Origin of the sequence: Allostreptomyces psammosilenae, from assembly GCF_013407765.1 — a bacterium.
Taxonomy (GTDB): Bacteria; Actinomycetota; Actinomycetes; order Streptomycetales; family Streptomycetaceae; genus Allostreptomyces; species Allostreptomyces psammosilenae.
On record NZ_JACBZD010000001.1, the window covers coordinates 2,012,701 to 2,035,953 of the forward strand.

Here is a 23,253-nt window from a genome sequence, read left to right on the forward strand (position 1 = left end):
ACCACCTCGCCGGCGGGCGGGTTCCCGGGGCTCACGGCAGCGGGCCCGGGTCGGGGGCGGCCGGCGGTGCGGGGGCGGTGCGCGACGCCAGGACCTCGGCGGCGATGTCCTCCAGGACGTCGAGCCGGCCCCGGTAGGGGAAGGTGTCCCGGGGCCAGTGGACCACCAGGTCGGTGAAGCCCAGCTCGGCCACCATGGCGCAGGCGTCCTGGTAGGCGGCCACGGAGTCGGTGACGCCGGTGACCATGGCCCCGGTCACCAGCATCCGGCGCAGCGAGGCGGGGTCGCGCGAGGTGTCCGCGCAGGCCCGGGCGAGCTCCTCGGTCTGGCGGCGCAGCAGGGGCAGGGCGGCGTCGAAGCGGCGCGGCTCCCCCCAGCCCGGGGCCCCGGCGGTCACCCAGGTCTCCGCGTGCCGTGCGGCCAGGCGCATGCCGCGGGGGCCGGTGGCGGCGACGGCCAGCGGGATGCGGGGGCGCTGGGCGCCGGTCGGGCGCAGCCGCGCCCGGTGGGTGGCGAACCAGCGTCCGCGTGCCTCGTGGCCGTCGCCGCGCAGCAGGGCTTTGGTGAGGGTGACGAACTCCTCGAAGCGTTCGGCGCGCTGGGCCGGGGTGAGCGGGGGGCCGCCGAGCATCTCCTCGTCGTAGCCGCCTCCGCCGGCGCCGAGGCCGCAGATCAGCCGTCCGCCCGAGATGTCGTCCAGGGTGGCCAGCTCCTTGGCGAGGGTGACCGGGTGGCGGTAGGCGGGGCTGGCGACCAGGGTGCCCAGCCGGATGCGGGAGGTGACGGTGGCCGCGGCGGCCAGGGTGGGAACGGCTCCGTACCAGTCCTGGGCGTGCAGGAAGCGCCAGCGCAGGTGGTCGTAGGTCCAGGCGTGGTCGAAGCCGAGGCGTTCGGCGTGGGCCCACAGTGCGGCGGCGCGGGACCAGGGGTGCTCGGGCAGCAGGACGACTCCGTGCCGCAGCCGTCCGGCGGCGGGTGCGGTGGCGGTCCGCGGGCGGTCGGCGGGGCGCGGCGGCGCGCTCATCCGGTCCCCTGCCCGGGGTCCAGGTCGGCCAGGGGCAGACCGGTGGCCAGGGCGCCGACGCGGATCAGGGAGCCGGTCAGGTCGCGTTCGCAGGCGGCGACGTCGGGGTGGCGCAGCTCGGCGGGTGGCTCGTCCTGCTGGTCGCCGCCCGGGTAGAGGCCGTTGGTGGCCAGGTCGATGGCGATCGCCTTGACCCGGCGGAGCAGTTGGGCCGCGATCTCGGGGGCGGAGACGGGGGCCCGCAGGGTGAGGAAGTAGCAGTCGAACAGGGCGCCCCACGCGCGGGGCTGGGCCGCGTCGGGGGCGTCGATGGACTGCTGGAGCAGGGACCGGCCGCCGGTGACGAGCTTGGAGGAGACGCCGAAGTGGATGCGGTTGCTCAGCCGCACCTCCCGCACCAGGGCGTCCACGGCGGAGGCCACCACGGGCGGGGTGCGCCGGCCGCGGAAGAGGCTGCGCACCGGCAGGTAGTCCAGGGCCCAGGTGCCGCTGAAGGTGCTGTGCATCCGGTACATGCTGGGCCTGATGCTGGCCTGGTAGAGGGAGCGGGGGCACGATCCGGTGTACAGCAGCATGCCGCAGTAGGCGCGGACGTAGGCGGTGATCGCGGCCGCCAGGGCCTCCTGGTCGCCCTCGCCCTTCGCCACCCGGGCGAGGCAGCCGGCGGTCAGCCGCCACAGGGTGAAGGAGACGTGGTGTCCGATCATCCAGCGGAACCAGAACAGCCGCTCCAGTTCCTCGGTGCCGTGGGCGGGGGCGGTGGTGGGCATGCCCTGCCGCGTCTGCCCCAGCAGCGTGCGGAAGGCGTCCTCCACCTCCTCGGGGGTGACACCGCCGGACGGGGAGTCGGCGGCGTCGGGGAGCGGGAGGGTGAGCGGCTCCAGGCCGTACGGGTAGTCGCTGAAGTCCCAGCCGCCCGGGGCGGGCGGTCGCAGCGCGACCGGGGGGAACAGCGCGAGGGTCATCGCGTCTCCTCCCCGGTGCCGGACGGGGCGTCCGTCCCGGTGGGGGCGTCCGCGGCGGCCGGCGGCGGTTCGTAGGTGAACTCGAACTCCAGGCCGTTGACGTCGAGGCAGTAGAAGCTCTGGACGCCGCGGTCGTCCACCACGACGGGGGTGGGGGGTTCCGGGCGCCGGAAGTCGTAGCGCCCGGAGGAGTGCAGGGCGAGCCACCGCTCGCGCCAGCCGCGCAGGGCCTCGGGGGTGTGGGCGGCGAGGCAGACGTGCTGGAACTGTGCGGCGCCGGCGGGCGTCGCGCCGTCGTCACCGGTCCGCTCGAAGAGGTGGAAGCGGGTCGTTCCGAGGGTGACCTCGGTCATCCGGGTGATCCCGGGCAGGCGGCCGCGGGTCAGCTCGGAGAAGGTGCTCGTCGACCAGGTCGCCCGGCAGCCGAGGAAGTCCTGGTACCAGGCCGTGCAATTGTCCAGATCCCAGGTCTGGACCGCCACGTGGTGCAGTACGGGTGGGGCGTCGGCGCGATCCATCGGACGGTCCTCCTCGGGTCAGAGCCGTTCCAGTTCGAAGATCACTTCACCGACGGCGACGTCGATGGAGTGGGTTTTCACGAGCCGCCATCCCGCCTCCGGGAAAACGGACGACCAGTCGGAGGCGGTGGGAATGTAGGTGCCCATCAGGTCGTGGGCGAACTCGAATCCGAGGGTGAAAACGGGAAGTTCCCGGTCCGCTTTGGGATCGGTCCGGGTGGCGTCGCCGATCAGGAAACGCCGGACCGCGGGGAACACCTCGCGCAGGTTTCGCAGGTGGCGGACGCAGCTGTCCCGCGGCCAGAAGTCGTGGCCCATCATGAAGCAGGTCAGCAGTTCCACGTCGGCGAGTTCGGGGCGCGGCCGCAGGGCGCGGGCGTCGGCCTCGACGACGCTGAGCCGGTCGGCCAGTCCGGCGCGTTCGGCCTCGGACCGGGTCATCTCCACGGCGGGGCGGGCGATGTCGATGCCGACGCCGCGGGCCCCCGGGAAGCGGCGCAGCAGTTGCAGGACGCGTTCGCCGCTGCCGCAGCCGAGGTCGGCGACGGCCCGGGGGGTGAAGTCGAGGTCGTCGAGCGCCTGCCGGAACCAGGGGTCGTAGGTGAGGGCGCTGATCTCCCGGCACGCGACCGAGATGGCGGCGCTGTCGCGTTGGTAGAACGCCCCGGTGCGGTTCTCCTCGCGCAGCACGTGGGCCGTGGTGCGCAGCAGGTCGGCGTTGCCGCGGGCGAGCCAGTGGAAGAAGGAGCGGTTGCGGCACACCTCGGCGAAGTTGGCCGCCGGGACTGCCGTGGTGCCGGCCCGTTCGACGATGTCGACGGCGGCGAGCGCGCGGAAGAGGCCGTGGGTGGCGGTGCGGTCCAGCCGGTGCGCGGCGGCGAACTCGTCGATGTCGAGGGATCCGGACGCGGACAGGGCGTCGAGGATGCCGAGCTCCCAGGCCGCGCTGATGGCGGGGACGGCGACGGCCGAGTTGTAGATGAACGCGACGGCGTCCCTCGACCGGTCGCCGGCGCCTTCCTCGGTGTCGCCCACCGCGGATTCCACCGGCGTTCCCGGTGGTGGCGTCGCGTTTCCCCCCGGCGCCATGACGGGTTTCCGGACGTTCTCCGCGTGCTCGGCGTTTCCGACGCCATTGCGCGTCATGGTGGTGCCCCCCAGTCGTGGTGTCCGTATCCGGAACAGGGCGGGTGATCGCCCCGTGGGCGGAACGCGGGCAGGTCAACGCCGCCGAAGTCTCCCCCTGTGGCGTTTTTCACGAAACCCCCTCATTGATGTGATCCAGATCACATAGTGATCAAGTGTCAGATTGGACAATCCTGTTCCGACGTCTCGCGGCGAGATCACCGATCGCCCGGTGACCGCCCCGCGCGGCGCCACCGGGCACCTGACGGTCGCTCCGCCATCGGCGGACCCACCCACCGCGCGTGTGCACAACGGCCCACCACCGTCGCATCGTCCGGAACAGGGGTGCCCAGATGCCCGACCAGCCCACCGAACGCCTGCGGCTGACCGCCGGTCAGCTCGGGCTGTGGTACGCCCACCAGCTGAACCCGCACACCCCCGCCCTCAACGTCGGCGAGTACCTGGCCGTTCAGGGGCCGGTGGACGCCGGGCTGCTGCGGGAGGCGCTGCGGCACACCGTCCGCGAGACGGCCACCTTCCGCCTGCGGCTCTTCGAGGACGAGCACGGCGTCGCCCAGCGCGTGGACCCGGAGCTCGACCACCCGCTGCGCGTCGTGGACCTCGGCGGCGAGGAGGACCCGCACGCCGCCGCGCTCGCCTGGATGCGCGCCGAGCGCGGCCGCCGCCGCGACCTGTACACGGATCCGCTGGTCACCTTCGCCCTGCTCCGGCTCGCGCCGGACCTCCACTACTGGTACCACGGCTACCACCACATCACCTTCGACGGCGTCAGCGGTCCCCTGGTGGCCGGCCGGCTCGCCGAGGCGTACTCCGCCCTGGCCGAGCGGCGGCCCCTGCCGCCCTGCCCCTTCGGCGACTTCCGGCTGCTGGTGGAAGCGGACGCCGAGTACCGCGCCGGCGGCGACCGTGCCGACGACCGCCGGTACTGGCTGCGGACGCTGGCCGACCGGCCCCGGCCGCTCAGCGTGAGCGGCCGACCGCCGCGCGGGGTGGTCGGCGCCTTCCACCGTGACGAGCGGGCCCTGAGCGCGGAGGACGCCGGCCGGCTGCACGCCGCCGCCGACCGGCTGCGCACCACCCCGGCCCGCCTGCTCACCGCGGCCACCGCGCTCGCCGTCGGCCGCTCCACCGGCGAGGTCGACCTGACGTTGGGCTTCGCCGTCACCGGACGCGCCCGGGGCCCGCAGCAGACCGTCCCCGGCATGATGTCCAACCTCCTGCCGGTGCGGGTCGCCGTCCCGCCCGCCCTCACGGCGCGGGAACTGGTGGAGCGGGTCTCCGCCGGCGTCGCCGAGACCGTCCGCCGCCAGCGGTACCGGCTGGAGGACCTGCGGGCCGACCTCGGCCTGCGGCCGGAGGAGAACCTGTGGACGGTCTCCGTCAACTACATGCCGTTCGCCTTCCCGGCGACCTTCGGCGGCCACCGGCTCGTCCACCACAACCTCAGCCTCGGCCCCTTCCACGACCTGGCCGTCGCCCTGCTGGCCACCTCCGCCGACGGCGGGCTGCGGCTCATCGTGGACGGCGACGCCGAGCTGTACCCGGCCCACGCCCACCGCGCCTTCGCCGACCGGCTGCACCGCGCCCTGCGGTGGATCGGCGACAGCCACCCCGACACCCCGATCGCCCGCTTCGACGCGCTCTCCCCCGCCGAGCGCCGGCGGCTGCTGGACGCTCCCCACCGCCCCGCCCGCGCCGAACCCCCGCACACCCTGCCCGCGCTCCTCGCCGAGCGGGCCGCGCGCACCCCCGAGGCCACCGCCCTGGTCGCCGGTCGGACCACGCTGACCCACGCGGAGCTGGACGCCCGCGCCAACCGGCTGGCCCGGCTGCTCGTCGCGCACGGCGCCGGGCCGGAACGGCGGGTCGCCCTCGTGCTGCCGCGCACCGCCGACACCCTGGTGGCCATGCTCGCCGTCCTCAAGACCGGCGCCGCCTACGTGCCGGTGGACCGCGGGCACCCGGCCGCGCGCGTCGCCATGCTCCTGGAGGACACCCGCCCCGCGCTCACCCTCTCCGTCTCCGGCACGCCGCTACCGCCCGCCGCCGACCACCCCGGAACGCGCGTGCTGCTGCTGGACGACCCCGCCGTGCGGGAGGCCGTCGCCGCCGCCCCCGCCCACCCGGTCACCGACGCCGACCGGACCGCGCCGCTGCTGCCCCGCCACGCCGCCTACGTCATCCACACCTCCGGCTCCACCGGGCGACCCAAGGGCGTCGTCGTGGAGCACCGCTCCCTCACCGGCTACCTGCGCCAGGCCGTCGCGGACTACGGCATGCGCCCCGACGACCGCGTGCTCGCCTCGCACTCCCTGGCGTTCGACGCCTCCCTGCTGCAGATCTTCACCGCGCTCGCCACGGGGGCGACCGTCGTCCTCGCCGGCGACGACGAGCGCCAGGACGCCGACGCCGTGCAGCGGCTCCTCGCCCGGCACCGCGTCACCGTCGCCCACCTCACCCCGGCGCTGCTGCCGCTGCTGCGCCCCGACGAGCTGCCCGACCTGCGGCTGGTCTCCTCCGGCGGCATGCGGCTGACCGCCGACCAGGTGGACCGCTGGGCCGGTGCGGGACGGGCCTTCTGGAACGCCTACGGGCCGACCGAGGCCACCGTCGACGCCACCCGACGCCGCTGCCTGCCCTCCCCCGAGGGCACGGACCCGCCCATCGGCCCGCCCATCCCCGGCACCCGCGCCTACGTCCTGGACGCCGGGCTGAACCCGCTGCCGCCGGGCGCCACCGGCGAGCTGTACCTGGCCGGCCCCGGCCTGGCCCGCGGCTACCACGACCGCCCCGGGGCGACCGCGCTGCGCTTCCTGCCCGACCCCTACGGCCCGCCCGGGAGCCGGATGTACCGCACCGGGGACCTCGCCCGCTGGACCCCGGACGGCGAACTTGCCTACGCCGGCCGCACCGACGACCAGGTCAAGCTGCGCGGCCACCGCATCGAGCCCGGCGAGGTCCAGGCCGCGCTGGTGCGCTGCGCCGGTGTGCGCCAGGCGGCGGTCGTGGTCCGCGACCACCCCCGCGTCGGACCGTGCCTGGTCGGCTACCTGGTGCCGGAACCCGGAACCGAACTCGACCGCGCCCGGGTGCGGCGGGAGGTGGCGCGCGTCCTGCCGGAGCACATGGTCCCCGCCTTCCTCCAGACGCTCGACCGGCTGCCCGTCGCCCCCGGCGGCAAGACCGACCTGCGCGCACTGCCGGCCCCGGACTTCGCCGCCGACGCCCCGCCGGGACGCGCCCCCGCCACGGCCACCGAGACGGCACTGTGCGCCCTGTTCGGCGACGTCCTCGGGCGCCGGGACGTCGGTGCCGACGACTCGTTCTTCGCCCTCGGCGGCCACTCCCTGCTGGCCACCCAGCTCCTCGGCCGGGTCCGCGGCGTCCTCGGCAAGGAGCTGTCCATCCGGGCGGTCTACGAGCACCCCACGCCCGCCGGCCTCGCCGCCCACCTCGACACCCTCGCCGACCCGGCCCGCCCCGCGCTGGTCCCGCAGCCCCGGCCGGAGCGCGTCCCGCTCTCCCACGCGCAGTCACGGCTGTGGTTCGTCGAACAGATCGGCGCCCCCAACCCCGCCTACAACCACCCGGTGGCGCTCCGGCTGACCGGAGACCTCGACCTCGACGCGCTGCGCGCCGCGCTGCGCGACGTCATCGCCCGGCACGCCCCGCTGCGGACCGTCTTCCCCGCCGTGGACGGCGAGCCGCACCAGCGCGAACTGCCGCCGCACGCCGAGGCGTGCTCCCCCGAGGTGGTGTCCGTGGACGCCGCCGGGCGCCACCGCCTGGACCGGGAGCTCACCGCCGCCACCCGCCGCCCCTTCGACCTCGCCGCCGACCCGCCGCTGCGGACCACCGTCTACCGCCTCGGGCCCCGCGAGCACGTGCTGCTGCTCGTCCTGCACCACATCGCCGCCGACGGCTGGTCCACGCGCCCCCTGCTGCGGGACCTGTCCACCGCCTACGCCGCCCGCCGGGCCGGCCGCTCCCCCGACTGGCCGCCGCTGCCGGTGGGCTACGCCGACTTCGCGCTGTGGCAGCGGCGCCTCCTCGGCCGCCCCGACGACCACGGCAGCCCCCTGGCCCGGCAGCTGGCGCACTGGCTCACCGCCCTCGCCGACCTGCCGCAGGCCGTCACCCTGCCCACCGACCGCCCCCGCCCCGCCGCGGCCTCCCACCGGGGCGACGCCATCGCCCTGGAGATCCCCGCCGACCTGCACCGGGGCCTGCTGCGGCTGGCCCGGGAGCACGGCGCGAGCACCTTCATGGTCCTCCAGGCCGCCCTGGCCGTGCTGCTCTCCCGGCTCGGCGCCGGCACCGACATACCCATCGGCTCCCCCGTCGCGGGACGCACCGACGCCGCCCTGGACGACCTGGTCGGCTTCTTCGCCAACATGCTCGTGCTGCGCACCGACCTCAGCGGCGACCCCACCTTCGCCGAGGTCCTGGACCGGGTGCGGGAGACCTGCCTGGACGCCTACGCCCACCAGGACGTCCCCTTCGAGCTGCTGGTCGAACGGCTGGTGCCGGAGCGCTCGCTGAGCCGCCACCCGCTGTTCCAGGTCGTGCTCGCGATGCGCAACAACCGGGCCGGGCGGCTCGCCCTGGAGGGCGTGACGGCGGTCGAGGTCCCCGTCGCCACCGGCACCACCCCGTTCGACCTGGCGATCGAACTCGACGACCAGACGCCGGACGACACCCCCGGGGCGGAGCGGGCGCCCGCGGAGCCCCGGGCGCTGCGCGGCACCGTGCTCTACAGCACCGACCTGTTCGACCGGGAGACCGTCGGCGCCCTCGCCGACCGGCTGCTGGTGCTGCTGCGCGGCGTGGTCGACGACCCCGGGCGCGCCCTGCACGACTATCCGCTCTGGCTCCCCGGAGAACGCCACCGCGTCCTGGCGGAGTGGAACGACACCGCCCGCCCGCTGCCCGAGACCACCCTGCCCGCCCTGTTCCAGGCCCAGGCCCGGCGGCACCCCGACCGCACCGCCGTCACCGCGCCCGACGGGACCCTCGACTACGCCCGGCTCAACGAGCGCGCCAACCGGATCGCCCGCCTGCTGGTCGCCCGGGGCGCGGGGCCTGAGCGGGTCGTCGCCCTGGCCGTGCCGCGCTCCACCGACCTGCCCGCCGCCGTCTGGGCCGTGCTCAAGGCCGGCGCCGCCTACCTGCCGCTGGATCCGGAGTACCCCGCCGAGCGGATCCGCTTCCTGCTGGAGGACGTGCGCCCCACCGTCGTCCTCGCCACCGCGGCGAGCGCCGCGACGCTGCCCCCGCACCCCGGCCTGCTCCTGCTGGACGACCCGGCCACCGTCGCCGCGCTGGCCGCGCAGCCGGGCGGCGACCTCACCGACGCCGACCGCACCGCCCCCATCACGGCGGACACCCCCGTCTACGTCATCCACACCTCCGGCTCCACCGGGACCCCCAAGGGCGTGGTGATGACCACCGGGCCCTTCGTCAACCTGGTCACCGCCCACGACGAGTGGCTCGCCGACGGCAAGCCGGGCTCCCTCACCGGCCCGTGGGCGCAGTTCTCCGCGTTCAGCTTCGACGTGTCCGCCTGGGAGATCATCGAGGCGCTCACCGCGGGCAAGCGGCTGGCCGTCCCGGACGCCGACGTCCGGCGCGACCCGGAGCGCCTGGTGCGCTGGCTCGACGAGCAGCGCGTCGAGGAGATCTGCGTGCCCAACGTGATGGCCGAGGCCATCTGCGAGTCCGCCCTCGCCCAGGGGCTCGACCTGCCGGCGCTGCGGGACCTCAGCCAGGGCGGGGAGGCGCTGCGGCTCACCCCGCGCGTGCGCGCGTTCATGGCCGCGCGCCCGGGACGCCGCCTGCACAACCTCTACGGCCCCACCGAGACCCACCTGGTCACCACGTTCACCCTCCCCGAGGACCTGGGGAACTGGACCTCCGGCACCGCCCCGGTCGGCGCCCCCATCGCCAACGCCCGGATGTACGTGCTGGATCCGCGGCTGCGGCCGGTGCCGCCCGGGGTCACCGGCGAGCTGTACATCGCCGGCACCCCGCTCGCCCGCGGGTACTGGGCGCGGCCCGGCCTGACCGCCGGCCGGTTCGTCCCCGATCCCTTCGGGCCGCCCGGCGGGCGCATGTACCGCACCGGCGACCTGGTGCGCTGGACCAGGGACGGGCAGCTGGACTTCGGCGGACGCACCGACGACCAGGTCAAGATCCGGGGCTTCCGCGTCGAGCCGGGCGAGGTCGAGGACGTCCTCGACCGGCACGAGGACGTCGCCCGGGTCGCCGTCACCGTCCGCACCGACGGACCGGGCGGCACCTGCCTGGTCGCCTACGTCGTGCCGGTGCCCGGCGCCCGGGTGGACGCGGCCGGGCTGCGGGCCTGGGCCGCCTCCGTCCTGCCGGAGTTCATGGTGCCGGCCGCCGTCGTGCTGCTGGACGCCATGCCGCTCACCGTCAGCGGCAAGATCCACCGCAGGAGCCTGCCCGCACCGGACTACTCGGCCGCCGCGACCTCCCGCGACCCGCGCACCGAGCCGGAGCGGGCGCTGTGCCGGCTCTTCGCCGACGTGCTCGGCCTGGACCGGGTCGGCGCCGACGACTCCTTCTTCGCCCTCGGCGGCCACTCGCTGCTCGCCACCCGCCTGGTCAGCCGGGTACGGGCCGCGCTCCACGTCGAGATCGAGGTCCGCACCGTGTTCGAGGCGCCCACGCCCGCCGCGCTCGCCGCCCGCCTCGGGGAGGCCGCCCGGACCCGCCGGCCGGCGCTGCGCCGCATGCCCCGCCCGGACGGCCGCCGGTGATCCCGCTGTCGTACGCGCAGTCGCGCGTGTGGTTCCTGGACCGGATGGACGGCGGCGTCAACTACCGCATCCCGCTCGCCTACCGGCTGCGCGGCGAGCTGGACCACGCCGCCCTGCGCGCCGCCCTGGCCGACCTGGTGGCCCGGCACGAGTCCCTGCGCACCGTCTTCCCCGAGACGGACTGCGTCCCCCACCAGGTCGTCCTGGACCCGCCGCGCACCGACGCCCCCGGCCCGGACCCGTCCTGGCCGGCGCTCACGACCGCCCGGACTCCCCGCGCGCGGCTGGAGCGCGACCTGGCCGAGGCCGCCGGGCACGTGTTCGACCTGACCCGCGAACCCCCGCTGGCCGGCTGGCTGTTCGTGGTGGAGGACGGCGCCGAACCGCAGGAGGGGGCGGACGGCGGGCCGGAGCACGTGCTGCTCCTGCTGCTCCACCACATCGCCGCCGACGGCTGGTCGCTCGCCCCGCTGCTGCGCGACCTCGCCACCGCCTACACGGCCCGCCGCGCCGGACACGCCCCGCGGCAGGAGCCGCTGCCGGTCCAGTACGTCGACTACACCCTCTGGCAGCGGGAACTGCTCGGCGACGCCGACGACCCCGGCAGCCTCCTTCGCGAACAGATCGCCTACTGGACCGACCGGTTGCGCGACCTGCCGGAGGTCCTCGACCTGCCGGCGGACCGCCCACGGCCCGCCGTCGCCACCTACCGGGGCGGCAGCGTCCCGGTGACCGTCAGAGCGCGCACCCACCGCGCCCTTCGGGAACTCGCCGCCCGGGAGGGCGCCACCGCCCACATGGCCCTCCAGGCCGGCTTCGCCGCGCTGCTCACCCGGATGGGGTGCGGAACCGACCTGCCGCTGAGCACGGCCGTCGCCGGGCGCACCGACCCGGCACTGGACGACCTGGTCGGCATGTTCGTCAACACCCTGGTCGTGCGGTGCGACACCTCGGGCGACCCCACCTTCCGCGCGCTGCTCCGGCGCGTCCGGGAGAGCACCCTGGGCGCCTTGGGCCACCAGGACCTGCCCTTCGACCGCCTGGTGGAGGCCGTGCGGCCGAGGCGGTCCGCCGCCGTCAACCCGCTGTTCCAGGTCAGCCTGGCGCTGGAGGAGGACGCCGACCAGGTGCCCCGCCTGCCCGGACTGACCGCCACCCGGCTGCGGATGACCGCCCGGCACGCCAAGTCCGACCTCGGCCTGTACTTCTGGGCGCCCTCGGCAGCGGCGGCCGGACCGGGGGCGGCGGACGGACCGCCCGCGGCGGGCGGGCTGACCGGCGTCCTGGAGTACGCCACCGACCTGTTCGACGAGGCCACCGCCCGCCTCCTGGTCGAACGGCTGGTCCGGCTGCTGGACGCGGTGGCCGCCGACCCCGACCAGCCGATCGGCCGGGTCGAGGTCCTCGCCCCCGACGAGCGCGCCCGCCTCCTCGCGGCCGGCCACGCCGGTGCCGCGGACAGCCCCACCGGCGACACCGCCCCGGGCGACCTGCTCGGCGCGCTGGTCGAGGCCCAGGCCGCGCGCACCCCGGACGCCGTCGCCCTGGCCCACGCCGGGAGGAGGGTCACCTACCGGGAACTCAACGCCCGCGCCAACCGCCTCGCCCGCCGGCTCGTCCGCCGCGGCGTCGGCCCCGAGGACGTCGTGGCGCTCCTCCTGCCGGACCCGCTGGAGTCCGTCACGGCGATGCTCGCCACGCTCAAGGCGGGCGCCGCCTACCTCCCGATCGACCCCCGCTACCCGGCCGAACGCGTCGCGCTGCTCCTCGCCGACGCGTCCCCCGCGCTGCTGGTCACCAGCGCCGCCGCCCCCGGCACACCGGCGGCCGGCGTCCCCCGCCTGGATCCGGCCGTCCTCGCCCCCGGGGAGCCCGCGCCCGACCCCGGCGACCTCACCGACGCCGACCGGGTCCGCCCGCTGCGGCCCGAGCACCCCGCCTACGTGATCTACACCTCGGGCTCCACCGGGCGCCCCAAGGGCGTCGTCGTGGAGCACCGCTCGGTGTGCCCGCTGGTGCGGCACCTGCCCGCGCACATCGACGGCTTCGACGGCAGTTGCGCGCTGGGGCTCTCGCTCGGCTTCGACGGCGCCGTGATCCCCGTGTACGCCACCCTGACCAGCGGCGGACGGCTGCTGCTGGACGACCTCGCCGGGTGGACCGGCGCCGAGGGGCGCCCCACCGTCCTGGTGGCCACCCCGAGCCACCTGGGCCTGCTGGCAGCCCTCCCCGACGACGCCGCGCCGAGCCGCACCCTCGTCCTGGGCGGCGAGGAACTGCGCGGCCCGGCGCTGGCCGCCTGGCGCGCCAGGCACCCCGGCACGGCCGTCGTCAACGGCTACGGACCGACCGAGACCACCGTGGCCTGCGCCGACCACCAGGTGCCGCCCGGCGCCCCGGATCCGGCCGGGACCGTCCCCATCGGCCGCGCCTACCCGGGGCACCGCCCCTACGTCCTCGACGACCGGCTACGGCCGGTCCCGGTGGGCGTGGTCGGCGAGCTGTACGTGGGGGGCGGCGGCGTCGCCCGCGGCTACCTGGGCCGTCCCGGGCCGACCGCCGCCCGCTTCCTCGCCGACCCGTTCGGGCCGGCCGGTTCCCGCATGTACCGCACCGGCGACCTGGTGCGCCGCCGAACCGACGACGACTCGGTGCTGGAGTTCGTCGGGCGGGCGGACGGGCAGGTGAAGATCGGCGGCCACCGCGTCGAGCTGGGGGAGGTGGAGTCGGCCCTGCTCCGCCGCCCGCACGTGGTGGCGAGCGCGGCGGCGGTGCACGAACGGGCTCCCGGGGACCGGCGGCTGGTCGGTTACGTCGTGACCGACCGCCCGGTGGACGCCGGCGGCCTCGCCCGGCTCCGCGCCTCGCTCGCCGACGAGCTGCCGCCGGCCATGGTGCCGGCCGCGCTGCTCGCCCTGGACCGGCTGCCGCTGACCCCGCACGGCAAGCTCGACCGGGCGAACCTCCCGCGCCCCGACGCCACGCCCGCCACCGGCTCCCCGCCCGACGGCGCCGCGGAACCGGCCCGGCGGGCTCCGCGCACCCCGGCCGAGGCCGTGCTGTGCCGGGTCTTCGCCGACGTCCTCGGGGTGGCGGACGTCGGGGTGCACGACAACTTCTTCGAGCGCGGCGGCCACTCCCTGCTGGTGCCCCGGCTGGTGCTGCGGGCCCGGGAGGCGCTGGGCCTGGAGCTGACCGTGCGCGGGGTGCTGACCCGTCCCACCGTCGCCGGGCTGCTCGCGGACGGCGCGCCCACCGCGAACGGCCTGCTCTCCCCGGTGCTCCGGCTGCGCGAGGGGGACGGCCCGCCGCTGTGGTGCGTCCACCCGGGCAGCGGCCTGGGCTGGGTCTACACCGCGCTGCTGCCGTACCTGCCGCCCCCGCACGCCGTCCACGCCCTCCAGGCCCGCGGGCTGGACGGCGGCGCGCCCGCGGCCGACTTCGCCGCCCTGGTCGAGGACTACGCGGCCAGGATCACCGCCGTCCAGCCCACCGGGCCGTACCTGCTGGCCGGCTGGTCCTTCGGCGGCACGGCGGCCCACGCCGTCGCGGTGCGGCTGCGCGCCCTCGGGCACGACGTCGCCCTGCTGGCGGTCATCGACGCCTGGCCGGCGGGCAGCGCGGGCGGGGACGCGGTCGAACCGTCCGCCGGCGAGTTGCGGACGATCGCCTTCGACGGCACCGAGGGCGCCGGCGGGCTGGACGAGGCGACGGCCGCCGCCGTCCTCGACGTCACCCGGAACACCGTCCGGCTGCTGGCGCGGGCGACCCCGGCCGGCGTCTTCGACGGCCCGCTGCTGCTCTTCGTCTCCACCACCACCGGCGGGCAGCGGGTCGCCACCGAGGTACGCTGGCGCGCACACGTCTCGGGCCCCATCCGCACCGTCGTGGTCCCGCACGACCACTACGCCCTGCTGCGGCCCCCGGCCCTGCGGACCGTCGGCCCCGCCCTCGGCGAGGCGCTGCTGGCCGCCGCCCGGTGCCCGGCCGCCGGCGAACCCTGACCTCCCAAGGCGCCCCCTCGCTCCGGGCCGACACCCGGGGCGACCTCGGCATCCCATGTCAGGTCCATGCCCAGATTGAAACAATTCAGTCGATCATGCCACCACGGCCCGCCCTCACCGAACACCAAAGGGCACGGCCTGATCGATGAACACCCATGTCACACCGCATCATCCAGGTCACGAACGAGCAGCTTTCCCTCCACCACCTCTTGACGCGCCCCGGCCAGAGCGCCATGTTTGATTCGTTTCAATCGCGTCGACGGAGACCAGGCCGTCGACGCGGAGCGCGCATGTGGCTGTGGGCGGAGGGTTCCCAGGGGACCTCCGGCCGCACAGAACGAAGGAGTTCCCGTGACGTCCGTGCAGAACACGCCGCCGGCCCTCGACGTCCCCCCGGAGCAGGACGACGGGAAGGTCAGCCGGCAGCAGTGGAGGTGGACGGCGCTCGCCGGCATGGCGTCCTACCTCGACGCCGGGTCGATCGTCGCGATCAGCTCCGGGCTGGCGCTGTTCCAGACCCACTACGGCCTCTCGGACAACCTCACCGGCGCGCTCACCGCGATCGGCCCGAACGCCATCGGCGCGGCCATCGGCGCCTTCATCGGCGGACGACTCGGCGACAAGCTCGGCCGCAAGCGCATCTACCAGTACGACCTGCTGCTGTACGCGGCCGCCATCCTGCTCATCGCCTTCTCCACCGGCCCCGTCATGCTCTTCGCCGGCACCTTCCTCGTCGGCCTGGCCGTCGGCGCGGACGTGCCCACCTCCCTCGCCCTGGTCGGCGAGTTCTCCCCGGCCAAGGCCCGCGGCAGGCTGCTCGGTTTCACCCAGGTGAGCTGGAGCCTCGGACCGGTGGTCGTGCTGCTGCTGGCCTGGGCCCTGTCGGGGCTCGGCCTGCTCGGCATCCGCATCGTCTTCCTGTCGCTGTTCGTCGTCGCGGTGGTCACCTACCTGATGCGCCAGGGCATGGTCGAGTCCGCCACCTGGAAGACCGCCGCCGCCTCCGGCGCCGCCGCCAGGGTCCGGGTGCGCGACCTGTTCTCCGGCCCCAACCTCCAGGCCATGCTGCTGACCGGTGGCATCTACCTGTTCTGGAACCTCGCCGCCGGCACCAACGGCACCTTCACCCCGTACATGATCGAGACCCTCGGCGCCGGCAGCCAGGCCACCAGCGTGCTGCTCTCCTGCGCCAGCTTCGCGCTGGTCATCGTCGGTTCCCTGGCCTTCTACATGCGCCTGGCCGACCGCAGCCACCAGCACCGCCGGGTGATGTGGATCGTCGGCTCGGTGATGCAGGTCGCCGCGTACGGCGTGTTCCTCTTCGCCGACTTCACCATCCCGGTGATCATCTTCAACGTGGTGCTGTTCGGCATCGGCCAGGCGCTCGCCGGCGAGGCGGTCTACAAGACCTACAGCCAGGAGCTCTTCCCGACCATGCTGCGCGGCACCGCGCAGGGCATCACCTTCGGTACCTCCCGGGTCATCCTCGGCATCTGGTCCTTCTTCGTGCCGACCCTCGCGGCCACCGGCATCACCACGGTCGCCGCCTTCCTCACCGTCTCCCTCGCCATCTGCGCGGTGATCGGCCTGTTCCTGCCCAACACCACCGGCAAGTCCCTGGAACAGGTCGAGGCCGAGCGCTCCGGCGCGCGCGCCTGACGCCGCCTGACCCGCCGGCCGCCCGGCACGCCCCACCGGGGCGGGGGACCGGCCAGCACACCCACGACATCGGCCGCCGGCCGCTCCCCACGGAGCGGCCGGCGGCCGATGTCGTGTGCCGTCAGCGGCGCGCGGACAGCTCCTCGTTCACCGCCTCCAGGAAGGCCGCGATGGTGCCCAACTGCTCCTCGTCGAAGCGGGCCAGGGCCGCCTCGGTGCTGCGGGCGAGCGGCTCGAAGTACCGGCGGGCGAGGTCGCGGGCGGCGGCCTCGTAGCGCAGGTGCACCACCCGGCGGTCCTCGGCGTCACGCACGCGGGTGATGTGCCCGGCGCGTTCCAGCCGGTCGATGCAGGCCGTCACCGCTCCCGAGGTGAGGTTCAGGCGCTCCCGCAGGCGTCCGGGGGTCATCGGGCGCCCCTCGGTGACGTCGGCGTCGAGGATCACGGAGAGCGCGTGGATGTCGGTGGGGTGCAGTCCGTGGGCGCCGGCGAACTCGTGCGCGACGCGGTTGAACTCCCCGTTCATCCTCCGCAGCAGGACGGCGAAGGTCAGCAGGTCGGTGCCGTCGAGTGCGGGGGAGTCCTGCGGACTGCTGGGGCTCATGGGCACAGCATAAGATATCTCTATAATTGAGATAGTTGATGACCGAGAGATCTCTGGGTCTCCGTCTCCGCAATCCCTCGCCCACCTCCTTGCTCTGGGGAGTGCATGAACACGGCACGTCGACCGGCCCGCTGGCTGGTCCCGCTCCTCCTGGTCGCCCTCTGGCTCACGGCCGGCGCGGCCCTCGGCCCCTACGCCGGCAGACTCGGGGAGGTCGCCACCAACGACCAGGCGTCCTTCCTCCCCCGCGGCGCCGAGTCGACCCGGGTCATCGAGGCGCAGCAGGCCTTCGACCAGGACGAGACGCTTCCCGCGATCGTCGTGTGGACCGCCGAGGACGGCCCGGTCTCCGCCGACCAGACCGCGCGGGCGTCCGAGGCCCTGCGCTCCCTGGAGACGGTCGACGGCGTCGTCGCCCCACCGTCACCCGCCCTCCCCTCGGAGGACGGCCGGGCGCTGCAGGGCGTCGTCCAGCTCAGTCCCGATCTCGACGAGGCTCTGCCGGAGGTGCTCGACACCATCGCCGCCGCCACGCGGGTGGACGGCACCGAGGCGCGGATCGCCGGCCCCGCCGCGAGCCAGGCGGACCTGTCCGAGGCATTCGCCGGCATCGACGGCATCCTGCTCGGCGTCGCGCTCGCCGCGGTGCTGCTGATCCTGCTCCTGGTCTACCGCAGCGTCCTGCTGCCGCTCGCCGTCATCGTCAGCTCCGTGCTGGCCCTGGCCGCGGCCTGCGCCGTCGTCTACGCCCTCGCCGACCGCGACGTCGTCCGGGTGGACGGGCAGGTGCAGGGCATCCTGTCCATCCTGGTCATCGGAGCCGCCACCGACTACGCCCTGCTGCTCACCGCCCGCTTCCGCGAGGAACTCGCCGGCGGCGCCCACCGCACGGCGGCGGCGCTCACCGCGCTGCGCCGCTCCTTCGGCGCCGTGGTGGCCAGCGCCGCCACCGTCGCGCTGGGCCTGCTGGCGCTGCTGCTGAGCGACCTGAGCAACAACCAGGCGCTCGGGCCGGTGGGGGCCATCGGCATCGCCTGTGCGGTCCTGACCACGGCGACCTTCCTGCCCGCCGCCCTGGCGCTGCTCGGCCGGGCCGCCTACTGGCCGGCCCGGCCCCGGTCCGCCGAGGCGGACAGCGGCGGCCGGGGGATCTGGCGGCGGGTCGCCGCCTGGGTGGACGCCTTCCCGCGCCGGCTGTGGGCCGGCACCCTGGTGGCGCTCGCCGCCTGCGCGGCCTTCGTCCCGACGCTGGAGTCCCGGGGCGTGCCGCTGGACGAGCTCTTCGTGGGGGACGCCCCCTCGGTGCGGGCACAGGCCGCGCTGAGCGAACACTTCCCCGGCGGATCGGGGCAGCCGGCGGTGGTCATCGCCTCCGCCGACGCCGCTGACGACGTCCTCGCGCGCGTGGCCGACACCCCCGGAGTGGCGGACGCCCGGGTCGTCACCGAAGCCGGCCGCCCCGGAGCGGGCGAACCGCTCGTCGTGGACGGCCGGGTCCGCGTCGACGCCACGCTGGCCGACGCGCCGGACGGCGACGCCGCCAAGGCGACGGTGCAGCGGCTGCGCGACTCCCTCGCGGGCCTCGAGGGCGCCGACGCCCTGGTGGGCGGCTACACCGCCCAGCAGTACGACACCCAGCGCACCGCGGAGCAGGACCGCCAGGTGATCATCCCCGTGGTGCTCGCGATCATCCTGGTGATCCTGGTGTTCCTGTTGCGCTCCCTGCTGCTGCCGGTGCTGCTGGTGGCCACCGTCGCGCTCAACTACCTGGCGACCCTCGGCATCGCCGGCCTGGTGTTCCGCCACGGGTTCGGGTTCAGCGGAACCGACGCCTCGGTCCCGCTGTACGGCTTCGTCTTCCTGGTCGCGCTCGGCGTGGACTACAACATCTTCCTGATGTCGCGGGTGCGCGAGGAGAGCCTCCGGCACGGCAACCGGGAGGGGGTGCTGCGCGGGCTGGTGGCCACCGGCGGCGTGATCACCTCGGCCGGCGTGGTGCTCGCCGCCACCTTCGCGGCGCTGATCGTGATCCCGCTGGCGTTCCTCGCCCAGCTGGCCTTCATCGTCGCCTTCGGCGTCCTGCTGGACACCGTGGTGGTCCGCTCCCTGCTCGTGCCCGCGCTGGTCCGGGACATCGGAAGGCGCGTGTGGTGGCCGAGCCGGATCGCCCGGGTGCCGGGGAGGCGGCCCGCCCCGGGGGCCGGGGGCTGAGCACGCCGCCACGGCCGGGCCGCCCCGGCCCGGCCGTGGCCGCCCGGCCCTGGGTGGGGGCCGGGTCAGGTGGCGTCCTCCCTCTCGTACTGGGCGAGGGCCAGCCCCAGGCCGAAGAAGGTGGGTGCCCACTCTCCGACGAAGATGCCCCAGCGGTCCGCCCGGTCCAGTCCCTGGCCCGGTTCCGCCTTCAGCGACCCCAGCCAGGTCGTGAAGGCGAGGGCGATCGATCCGAGGGCGGCGCAGTAGGCGTGTTCACTGCGCAGGCCCATGTCGTGAAGCTTCTTGACCACCACGGTGGCGACGTCCTTTCCCGACGACCACGTGGCCCGTCCGGTGCCACGCACTGCCAGGTTCACACCTCCCCGGAGGACCCACCCGCCGCGACTGCTCCGTTCGGCTGGACGCGTCCCCCGGCGGGCTGGTGTCCCCGGTCACCGCCGCCCCCCGTCAGCCGCGCGCGGCGGCCGGGCGCGGGCGGCGGACCTGCCGCCAGGTGGCCCGTGGGCAGGGGCCCTGGGGGGTGTCCTTGAGGAACTTCCGGTACGGCACCCTGCGCGGCGGCAGCCCGATCTCCAGCCAGTGGTCCCGGCCGGAGACGACGTCCCAGCCGTCGTTGGGCATCCGGATGAAGTCGGCGCGCGCGTCCTTGTTGCGCGAGGTGATCTGGAGCACCTCCGCGTGGCCGTACCGGCGGCGCAGCACCACGCAGTAGTGCTGCGCCTCCTCGTCCCGGTCCCGGAACGGGACCAAGGCCAGCCAGACCTCCCCCGCCATGGGGCGCCCGCGCTCCCACCGCCGGACGGCACCGCGGAACAGCAGCGCGGTGACGCCGGCCCCGAGGCTCTCCAGGGTCGAGCCCAGCGTCCAGTTGCCGGTTCCCACGGCGTCCCGGATCCACAGCGTCACGGCCGTGCAGAGCGCCAGCAGGGCCAGGGTGCGCAGCAGCAGGGCGGGCCACCGGGCGGGGCGTCGGCGCCCCGCCGACGCGGCCACGGCGAGCGCGGTCAGCACCGAGACGGCGCCCCCCGCCGCCCACACGCTCCAGTCGGGGCGCTGCGGGGGCGTCTGCGCGGCCATCAGGTCGAACACCGTCACCGGGACGGCGAGCAGGTGCCCCACGCAACCGACGGCCAGCAGGACGACCAGGCATCCCCACACGTGATCCCCCCCGGGTCCGCGGATGTCAGGCGGAACGTTACCGCAGCGGCCGTCCTCGCGGGATCCGGCGGGCGGCCTCCACCATCCCTCCCCCAGAACCGACATCGACAACGGTTTCCATGTTCGTATAAGGTTTCGATCACGGCCGTCCCGATCACCCGGTGTGCGCCGGCCGGCCGGTGAGCCGCCGTCACACGGGTGCGCCCGGGCGACCGTCCACCACCCACCCAGAAGAAGAGGGACGCCGCCTTGCCCGCTCCACCGCCCGCTCCCTCCGCGTCCGGCCGGCGGTCGGCCCGGGCACTGCTCGGCGCGCACGCCGGCCTGCTCGCCGCGATCGCCTCGGTGACCGTGCTGTCCGGCGCGACGGGGCCCGCCGAGGTGAGCCTCACCGAGTCGGTGCGGGTGATCGTGGGTCATCTGCTGCCCGGCATGCCCTGGATGAGCGACGGATCGATCACCCCGCTCCAGGACCAGGCGGTCTGGCGGTTCCGGCTGCCCAGGACGCTGCTGGCCGGGCTGGCCGGCGCGGGCCTGGCGCTGTCCGGCGCGCTGATGCAGGCGATCGTGCGCAACCCGCTGGCCGAGCCGTACGTCCTGGGCGTCTCCGCCGGGGCGAGCGTCGGCGCGGTCAGCGTGATCACGCTGGGCTGGACCGCCGCGGCCGGGCTGACCCTGGGCACCGCCGCCTTCCTCGGCGCCCTCGCGGCCACGCTCGCCGTCTACCTGCTCGCCCGCCGGCAGGGGGTGCTGGCACCGACCCGGATGGTGCTCTCCGGAGTGGCGCTGGGTTCCCTGCTCAGCGCCGTGACCAGCTATCTGACGCTGACCACCGAGGCGCAGAACGTGTTCAGCGTGCTGTTCTTCCTGCTGGGCAGCGTCTCGGCGGCCACCATGGGCAGTCTCGTCGTCCCCGCCGCCGCCGTTGCGCTGGTCGCGCTGTTCGCCCTGACCCGCACCCGGGCGCTCAACGCCCTGCTCGTCGGCGACGAGGCGGCCACCGCGCTCGGGGTGGACGTCAGCCGGCTGAGGGCCCAGGTCATGGTCGCCGCCTCGCTGCTCACCGGCGCCGTGGTCTCGGTCAGCGGGGGCATCGGCTTCGTCGGACTGGTGGTTCCGCACACCGCGCGCATCCTGGTCGGCGCCGACCACCGCCGCATGCTGCCGGTCGCGCTGCTCGGCGGCGCGCTCTTCCTGATGGTGGCCGACCTGCTCGCCCGCACGGTCGCGGTACCCGCGGAGATCCCCCTCGGCATCGTCACCGCCGTCGTCGGGGCGCCGTTCTTCCTCTGGCTGGTCCGTCAGGGCCGGGCCGCCCGGGTGGGGATGCAGCGATGAGGATCGACTTCACCGACGTCGGGATCACCCGGGCCGGCCGCGACATCGTCCGCGGCGCCACCTTCGGCGTCGGCCCCGGCCAGATCGCCGGCCTCGTCGGCCCCAACGGCAGCGGCAAGTCCACGCTGCTGCGCAGCCTGTACCGGGTCGTCCGCCCCGACACCGGCAGCGTCCGGATCGACGGGCGGGACGTCTGGCGGCTCCCCGGCAGGGAGGTGGCCCGCCAGGTGGCGGTGATGGCGCAGGAGACCAGCGCCGACTTCGACCTCGGCGTCCTGGACGTCGTGCTGCTCGGCCGCCTGCCGCACCAGCGCGGCTTCGGCGCCGACTCGCCGCACGACCTCCGCCTCGCCGACGCCGCGCTCGACCGGGTCGGCGCCCGCCACCTCGCCGACCGGCCGTTCGCCGCCCTGTCCGGGGGAGAGAAGCAACGGGTGCTGCTCGCCCGGGCCCTGGTGCAGGAGAGCCGCGTGCTGGTGCTGGACGAGCCGACCAACCACCTCGACATCGCCTTCCAGCTGGAGCTGATGCGCATCGTCGGCGATCTCGGGCTGACCACCATCGCGGCGCTGCACGACCTGAACCTGGCGGCGGCCCACTGCGACGTCGTCGCGGTGCTGCACGCCGGACGGATCGTCGCCCACGGCCCGCCCGGCGAGGTGCTCACCGCCGAACTGCTCCACGAGGTGTTCGGCGTGCGGGCCCACCTCCTCCCCCACCCCGCCACCGGAAAACCGCTCATCGCCTTCTCCCCCGCACCAAGCGCCCATGCCCCGGCCGGCGCGAGCAAGGAGCACGACACCCCATGAACCCGACGTCCCACCGGTCCCGCACCACCCGCGGCACGCTGCTCGCCGGCCTCGGCGCGCTGACCCTGATGGCCCTGACGGCCTGCGGCTCCGGAGTCACCGAACCCACGGGCGGGGGCTCTCCCTCCGCCGGAGGCACCGAGGTGGTGCTGACCAACTGCGGCAGGCAGGTGACGGTGACCGGCACCCCCGAGGCGATCGTCGGCCTCAGCCCGGCGCAGACCGAGCTGCTGCTCCGCCTGGGGCTGGCCGACCGGATGGTGGGCCAGGCCCAGACGGCGACCGCGCCGCTGCCGGAGGACCTGCGCGCGCAGGCGGCCGACATCCCCGTCCTCAGCGAGGACACCCCGCCCTCCCGGGAGGTCCTGCTGCGCGCCGCCCCCGACTTCGTGGTGGCGCCCACCGCCTACGAGTTCACGGCCGAGCAGGGCTTCGCCAGCCTGGAGCAGCTCCAGGAGGCCGGGGTCGCCGCCTACGTCGCCACCGGCGGCTGCGCGGACCGCCGGATGACCGGCACGGTGGAGGACCTGTTCACCGACCTGGCCAACCTCGGCGAGGCCCTGGACGCCGAGGAGGCCGCGGCCGACCTGACCGAGGAGGCCCGCGCCACCCTCGACGACGTCGCCGAACGGGTGGCGGGCCGCGACCCGCTGACGGTCGCCCAGGTCTACCTGGAGGGCAACACCCTGTCCGCGATCGGCGCCGGAATCGAGTACGACATCATCCGGCGCGCCGGCGGCGCCAACGTGTTCGGCCCCGACGACAGCGAGTTCGCGGAGTTCTTCGCCGCCCAGATCACCCCCGAGACGCTGGCCGAACGCAACCCCGAGGCGCTGGTGTTCACCGTCCACGACGCGGCGCACGAGCAGGCCACCCGCGACTACCTGACCCGCACCTTCCCCGACGTCGAGGCCGTACGCGCGGGCCGGCTGATCGCCCTGTCCGGCTCCGACGTCTACCCCGGCACCCTGGGCAACGTCACGGCGGTGCGGCAGGTCGCCGCGGGCCTGTACCCCGACGCCTTCTGACGCG

General features: G+C 75.3%; 14 protein-coding genes. 7 read left to right on the top strand and 7 right to left on the bottom strand.

Going from position 1 to position 23,253, the window contains the following annotated elements; all coding sequences use genetic code 11:
• Positions 1 to 31: 31 nt before the first annotated feature.
• The 4 genes from FHU37_RS08155 to FHU37_RS08170 are packed head-to-tail and all read right to left on the bottom strand — an operon-like array spanning position 32 to position 3,554.
• The gene (locus FHU37_RS08155; RefSeq protein WP_246449686.1) at positions 32 to 1,024 is read right to left on the bottom strand and encodes an LLM class flavin-dependent oxidoreductase; all 993 of its coding nucleotides are present in this window, start codon (positions 1,022 to 1,024) and stop codon (positions 32 to 34) included.
• A complete protein-coding gene (locus FHU37_RS08160; RefSeq protein ID WP_179813544.1) occupies positions 1,021 to 1,989 on the bottom strand; it encodes a 3-methyl-L-tyrosine peroxygenase-related protein in 969 nt (322 codons plus the stop codon). Before FHU37_RS08160 ends, FHU37_RS08155 begins: the two co-directional genes overlap by 4 nt.
• Entirely contained in the window at positions 1,986 to 2,507 is a 522-nt protein-coding gene (locus tag FHU37_RS08165) for a VOC family protein (protein WP_179813545.1), read from the bottom strand. The genes FHU37_RS08160 and FHU37_RS08165 overlap by 4 nt, the downstream gene beginning before the upstream one ends.
• An 18-nt stretch (positions 2,508 to 2,525) precedes the next feature.
• Positions 2,526 to 3,554 carry a class I SAM-dependent methyltransferase gene (locus FHU37_RS08170; protein WP_312892495.1) on the bottom strand — a complete coding sequence of 343 codons (1,029 nt, stop codon included), beginning with the start codon at positions 3,552 to 3,554 and terminating at the stop codon, positions 2,526 to 2,528.
• 431 nt (positions 3,555 to 3,985) lie between these two features.
• Between FHU37_RS08170 and FHU37_RS08175 the strand changes: the two genes are divergently transcribed.
• From FHU37_RS08175 to FHU37_RS08185, 3 genes are all read left to right on the top strand, one after another.
• Positions 3,986 to 10,435, top strand: a complete 6,450-nt coding sequence (locus FHU37_RS08175; protein WP_179813547.1) for a non-ribosomal peptide synthetase — start codon at positions 3,986 to 3,988, stop codon at positions 10,433 to 10,435.
• On the top strand, positions 10,432 to 14,439 hold the full coding sequence (locus tag FHU37_RS08180; protein WP_179813548.1) for a non-ribosomal peptide synthetase: 4,008 nt from the start codon (positions 10,432 to 10,434) through the stop codon (positions 14,437 to 14,439). The genes FHU37_RS08175 and FHU37_RS08180 overlap by 4 nt, the downstream gene beginning before the upstream one ends.
• Before the next feature lie 351 nt (positions 14,440 to 14,790).
• Positions 14,791 to 16,098, top strand: coding sequence for an MFS transporter (locus FHU37_RS08185; protein WP_312892496.1), 1,308 nt, complete (start codon positions 14,791 to 14,793; stop codon positions 16,096 to 16,098).
• Positions 16,099 to 16,219: 121 nt separating this feature from the next.
• On the opposite strand, the gene FHU37_RS08190 is transcribed toward FHU37_RS08185, so the two are convergent.
• The gene (locus FHU37_RS08190) at positions 16,220 to 16,702 is read right to left on the bottom strand and encodes a MarR family winged helix-turn-helix transcriptional regulator (protein WP_179813549.1); all 483 of its coding nucleotides are present in this window, start codon (positions 16,700 to 16,702) and stop codon (positions 16,220 to 16,222) included.
• 105 nt (positions 16,703 to 16,807) lie between these two features.
• Here FHU37_RS08190 and FHU37_RS08195 point away from each other — a divergent pair, with 105 nt between their 5' ends.
• The gene (locus FHU37_RS08195) at positions 16,808 to 18,913 is read left to right on the top strand and encodes an MMPL family transporter (RefSeq protein ID WP_179813550.1); all 2,106 of its coding nucleotides are present in this window, start codon (positions 16,808 to 16,810) and stop codon (positions 18,911 to 18,913) included.
• Between the two features lie 65 nt (positions 18,914 to 18,978).
• Here FHU37_RS08195 and FHU37_RS08200 read toward each other — a convergent pair whose 3' ends face one another.
• Complete coding sequence (locus FHU37_RS08200; RefSeq protein WP_218904338.1) at positions 18,979 to 19,185, bottom strand: hypothetical protein; 207 nt, start codon at positions 19,183 to 19,185, stop codon at positions 18,979 to 18,981.
• Positions 19,186 to 19,363: 178 nt separating this feature from the next.
• A complete protein-coding gene (locus FHU37_RS08205) occupies positions 19,364 to 20,074 on the bottom strand; it encodes a hypothetical protein (RefSeq protein WP_179813552.1) in 711 nt (236 codons plus the stop codon).
• A gap of 249 nt (positions 20,075 to 20,323) precedes the next feature.
• Between FHU37_RS08205 and FHU37_RS08210 the strand changes: the two genes are divergently transcribed.
• Genes FHU37_RS08210 through FHU37_RS08220 form a run of 3 tightly spaced genes read left to right on the top strand, consistent with a single transcriptional unit; the run spans position 20,324 to position 23,249 of the window.
• The gene (locus FHU37_RS08210; protein WP_179813553.1) at positions 20,324 to 21,412 is read left to right on the top strand and encodes a FecCD family ABC transporter permease; all 1,089 of its coding nucleotides are present in this window, start codon (positions 20,324 to 20,326) and stop codon (positions 21,410 to 21,412) included.
• The gene (locus tag FHU37_RS08215; RefSeq protein WP_179813554.1) at positions 21,409 to 22,221 is read left to right on the top strand and encodes an ABC transporter ATP-binding protein; all 813 of its coding nucleotides are present in this window, start codon (positions 21,409 to 21,411) and stop codon (positions 22,219 to 22,221) included. The genes FHU37_RS08210 and FHU37_RS08215 overlap by 4 nt, the downstream gene beginning before the upstream one ends.
• On the top strand, positions 22,218 to 23,249 hold the full coding sequence (locus FHU37_RS08220) for an ABC transporter substrate-binding protein (RefSeq protein ID WP_179813555.1): 1,032 nt from the start codon (positions 22,218 to 22,220) through the stop codon (positions 23,247 to 23,249). The genes FHU37_RS08215 and FHU37_RS08220 overlap by 4 nt, the downstream gene beginning before the upstream one ends.
• Positions 23,250 to 23,253: the final 4 nt, after the last annotated feature.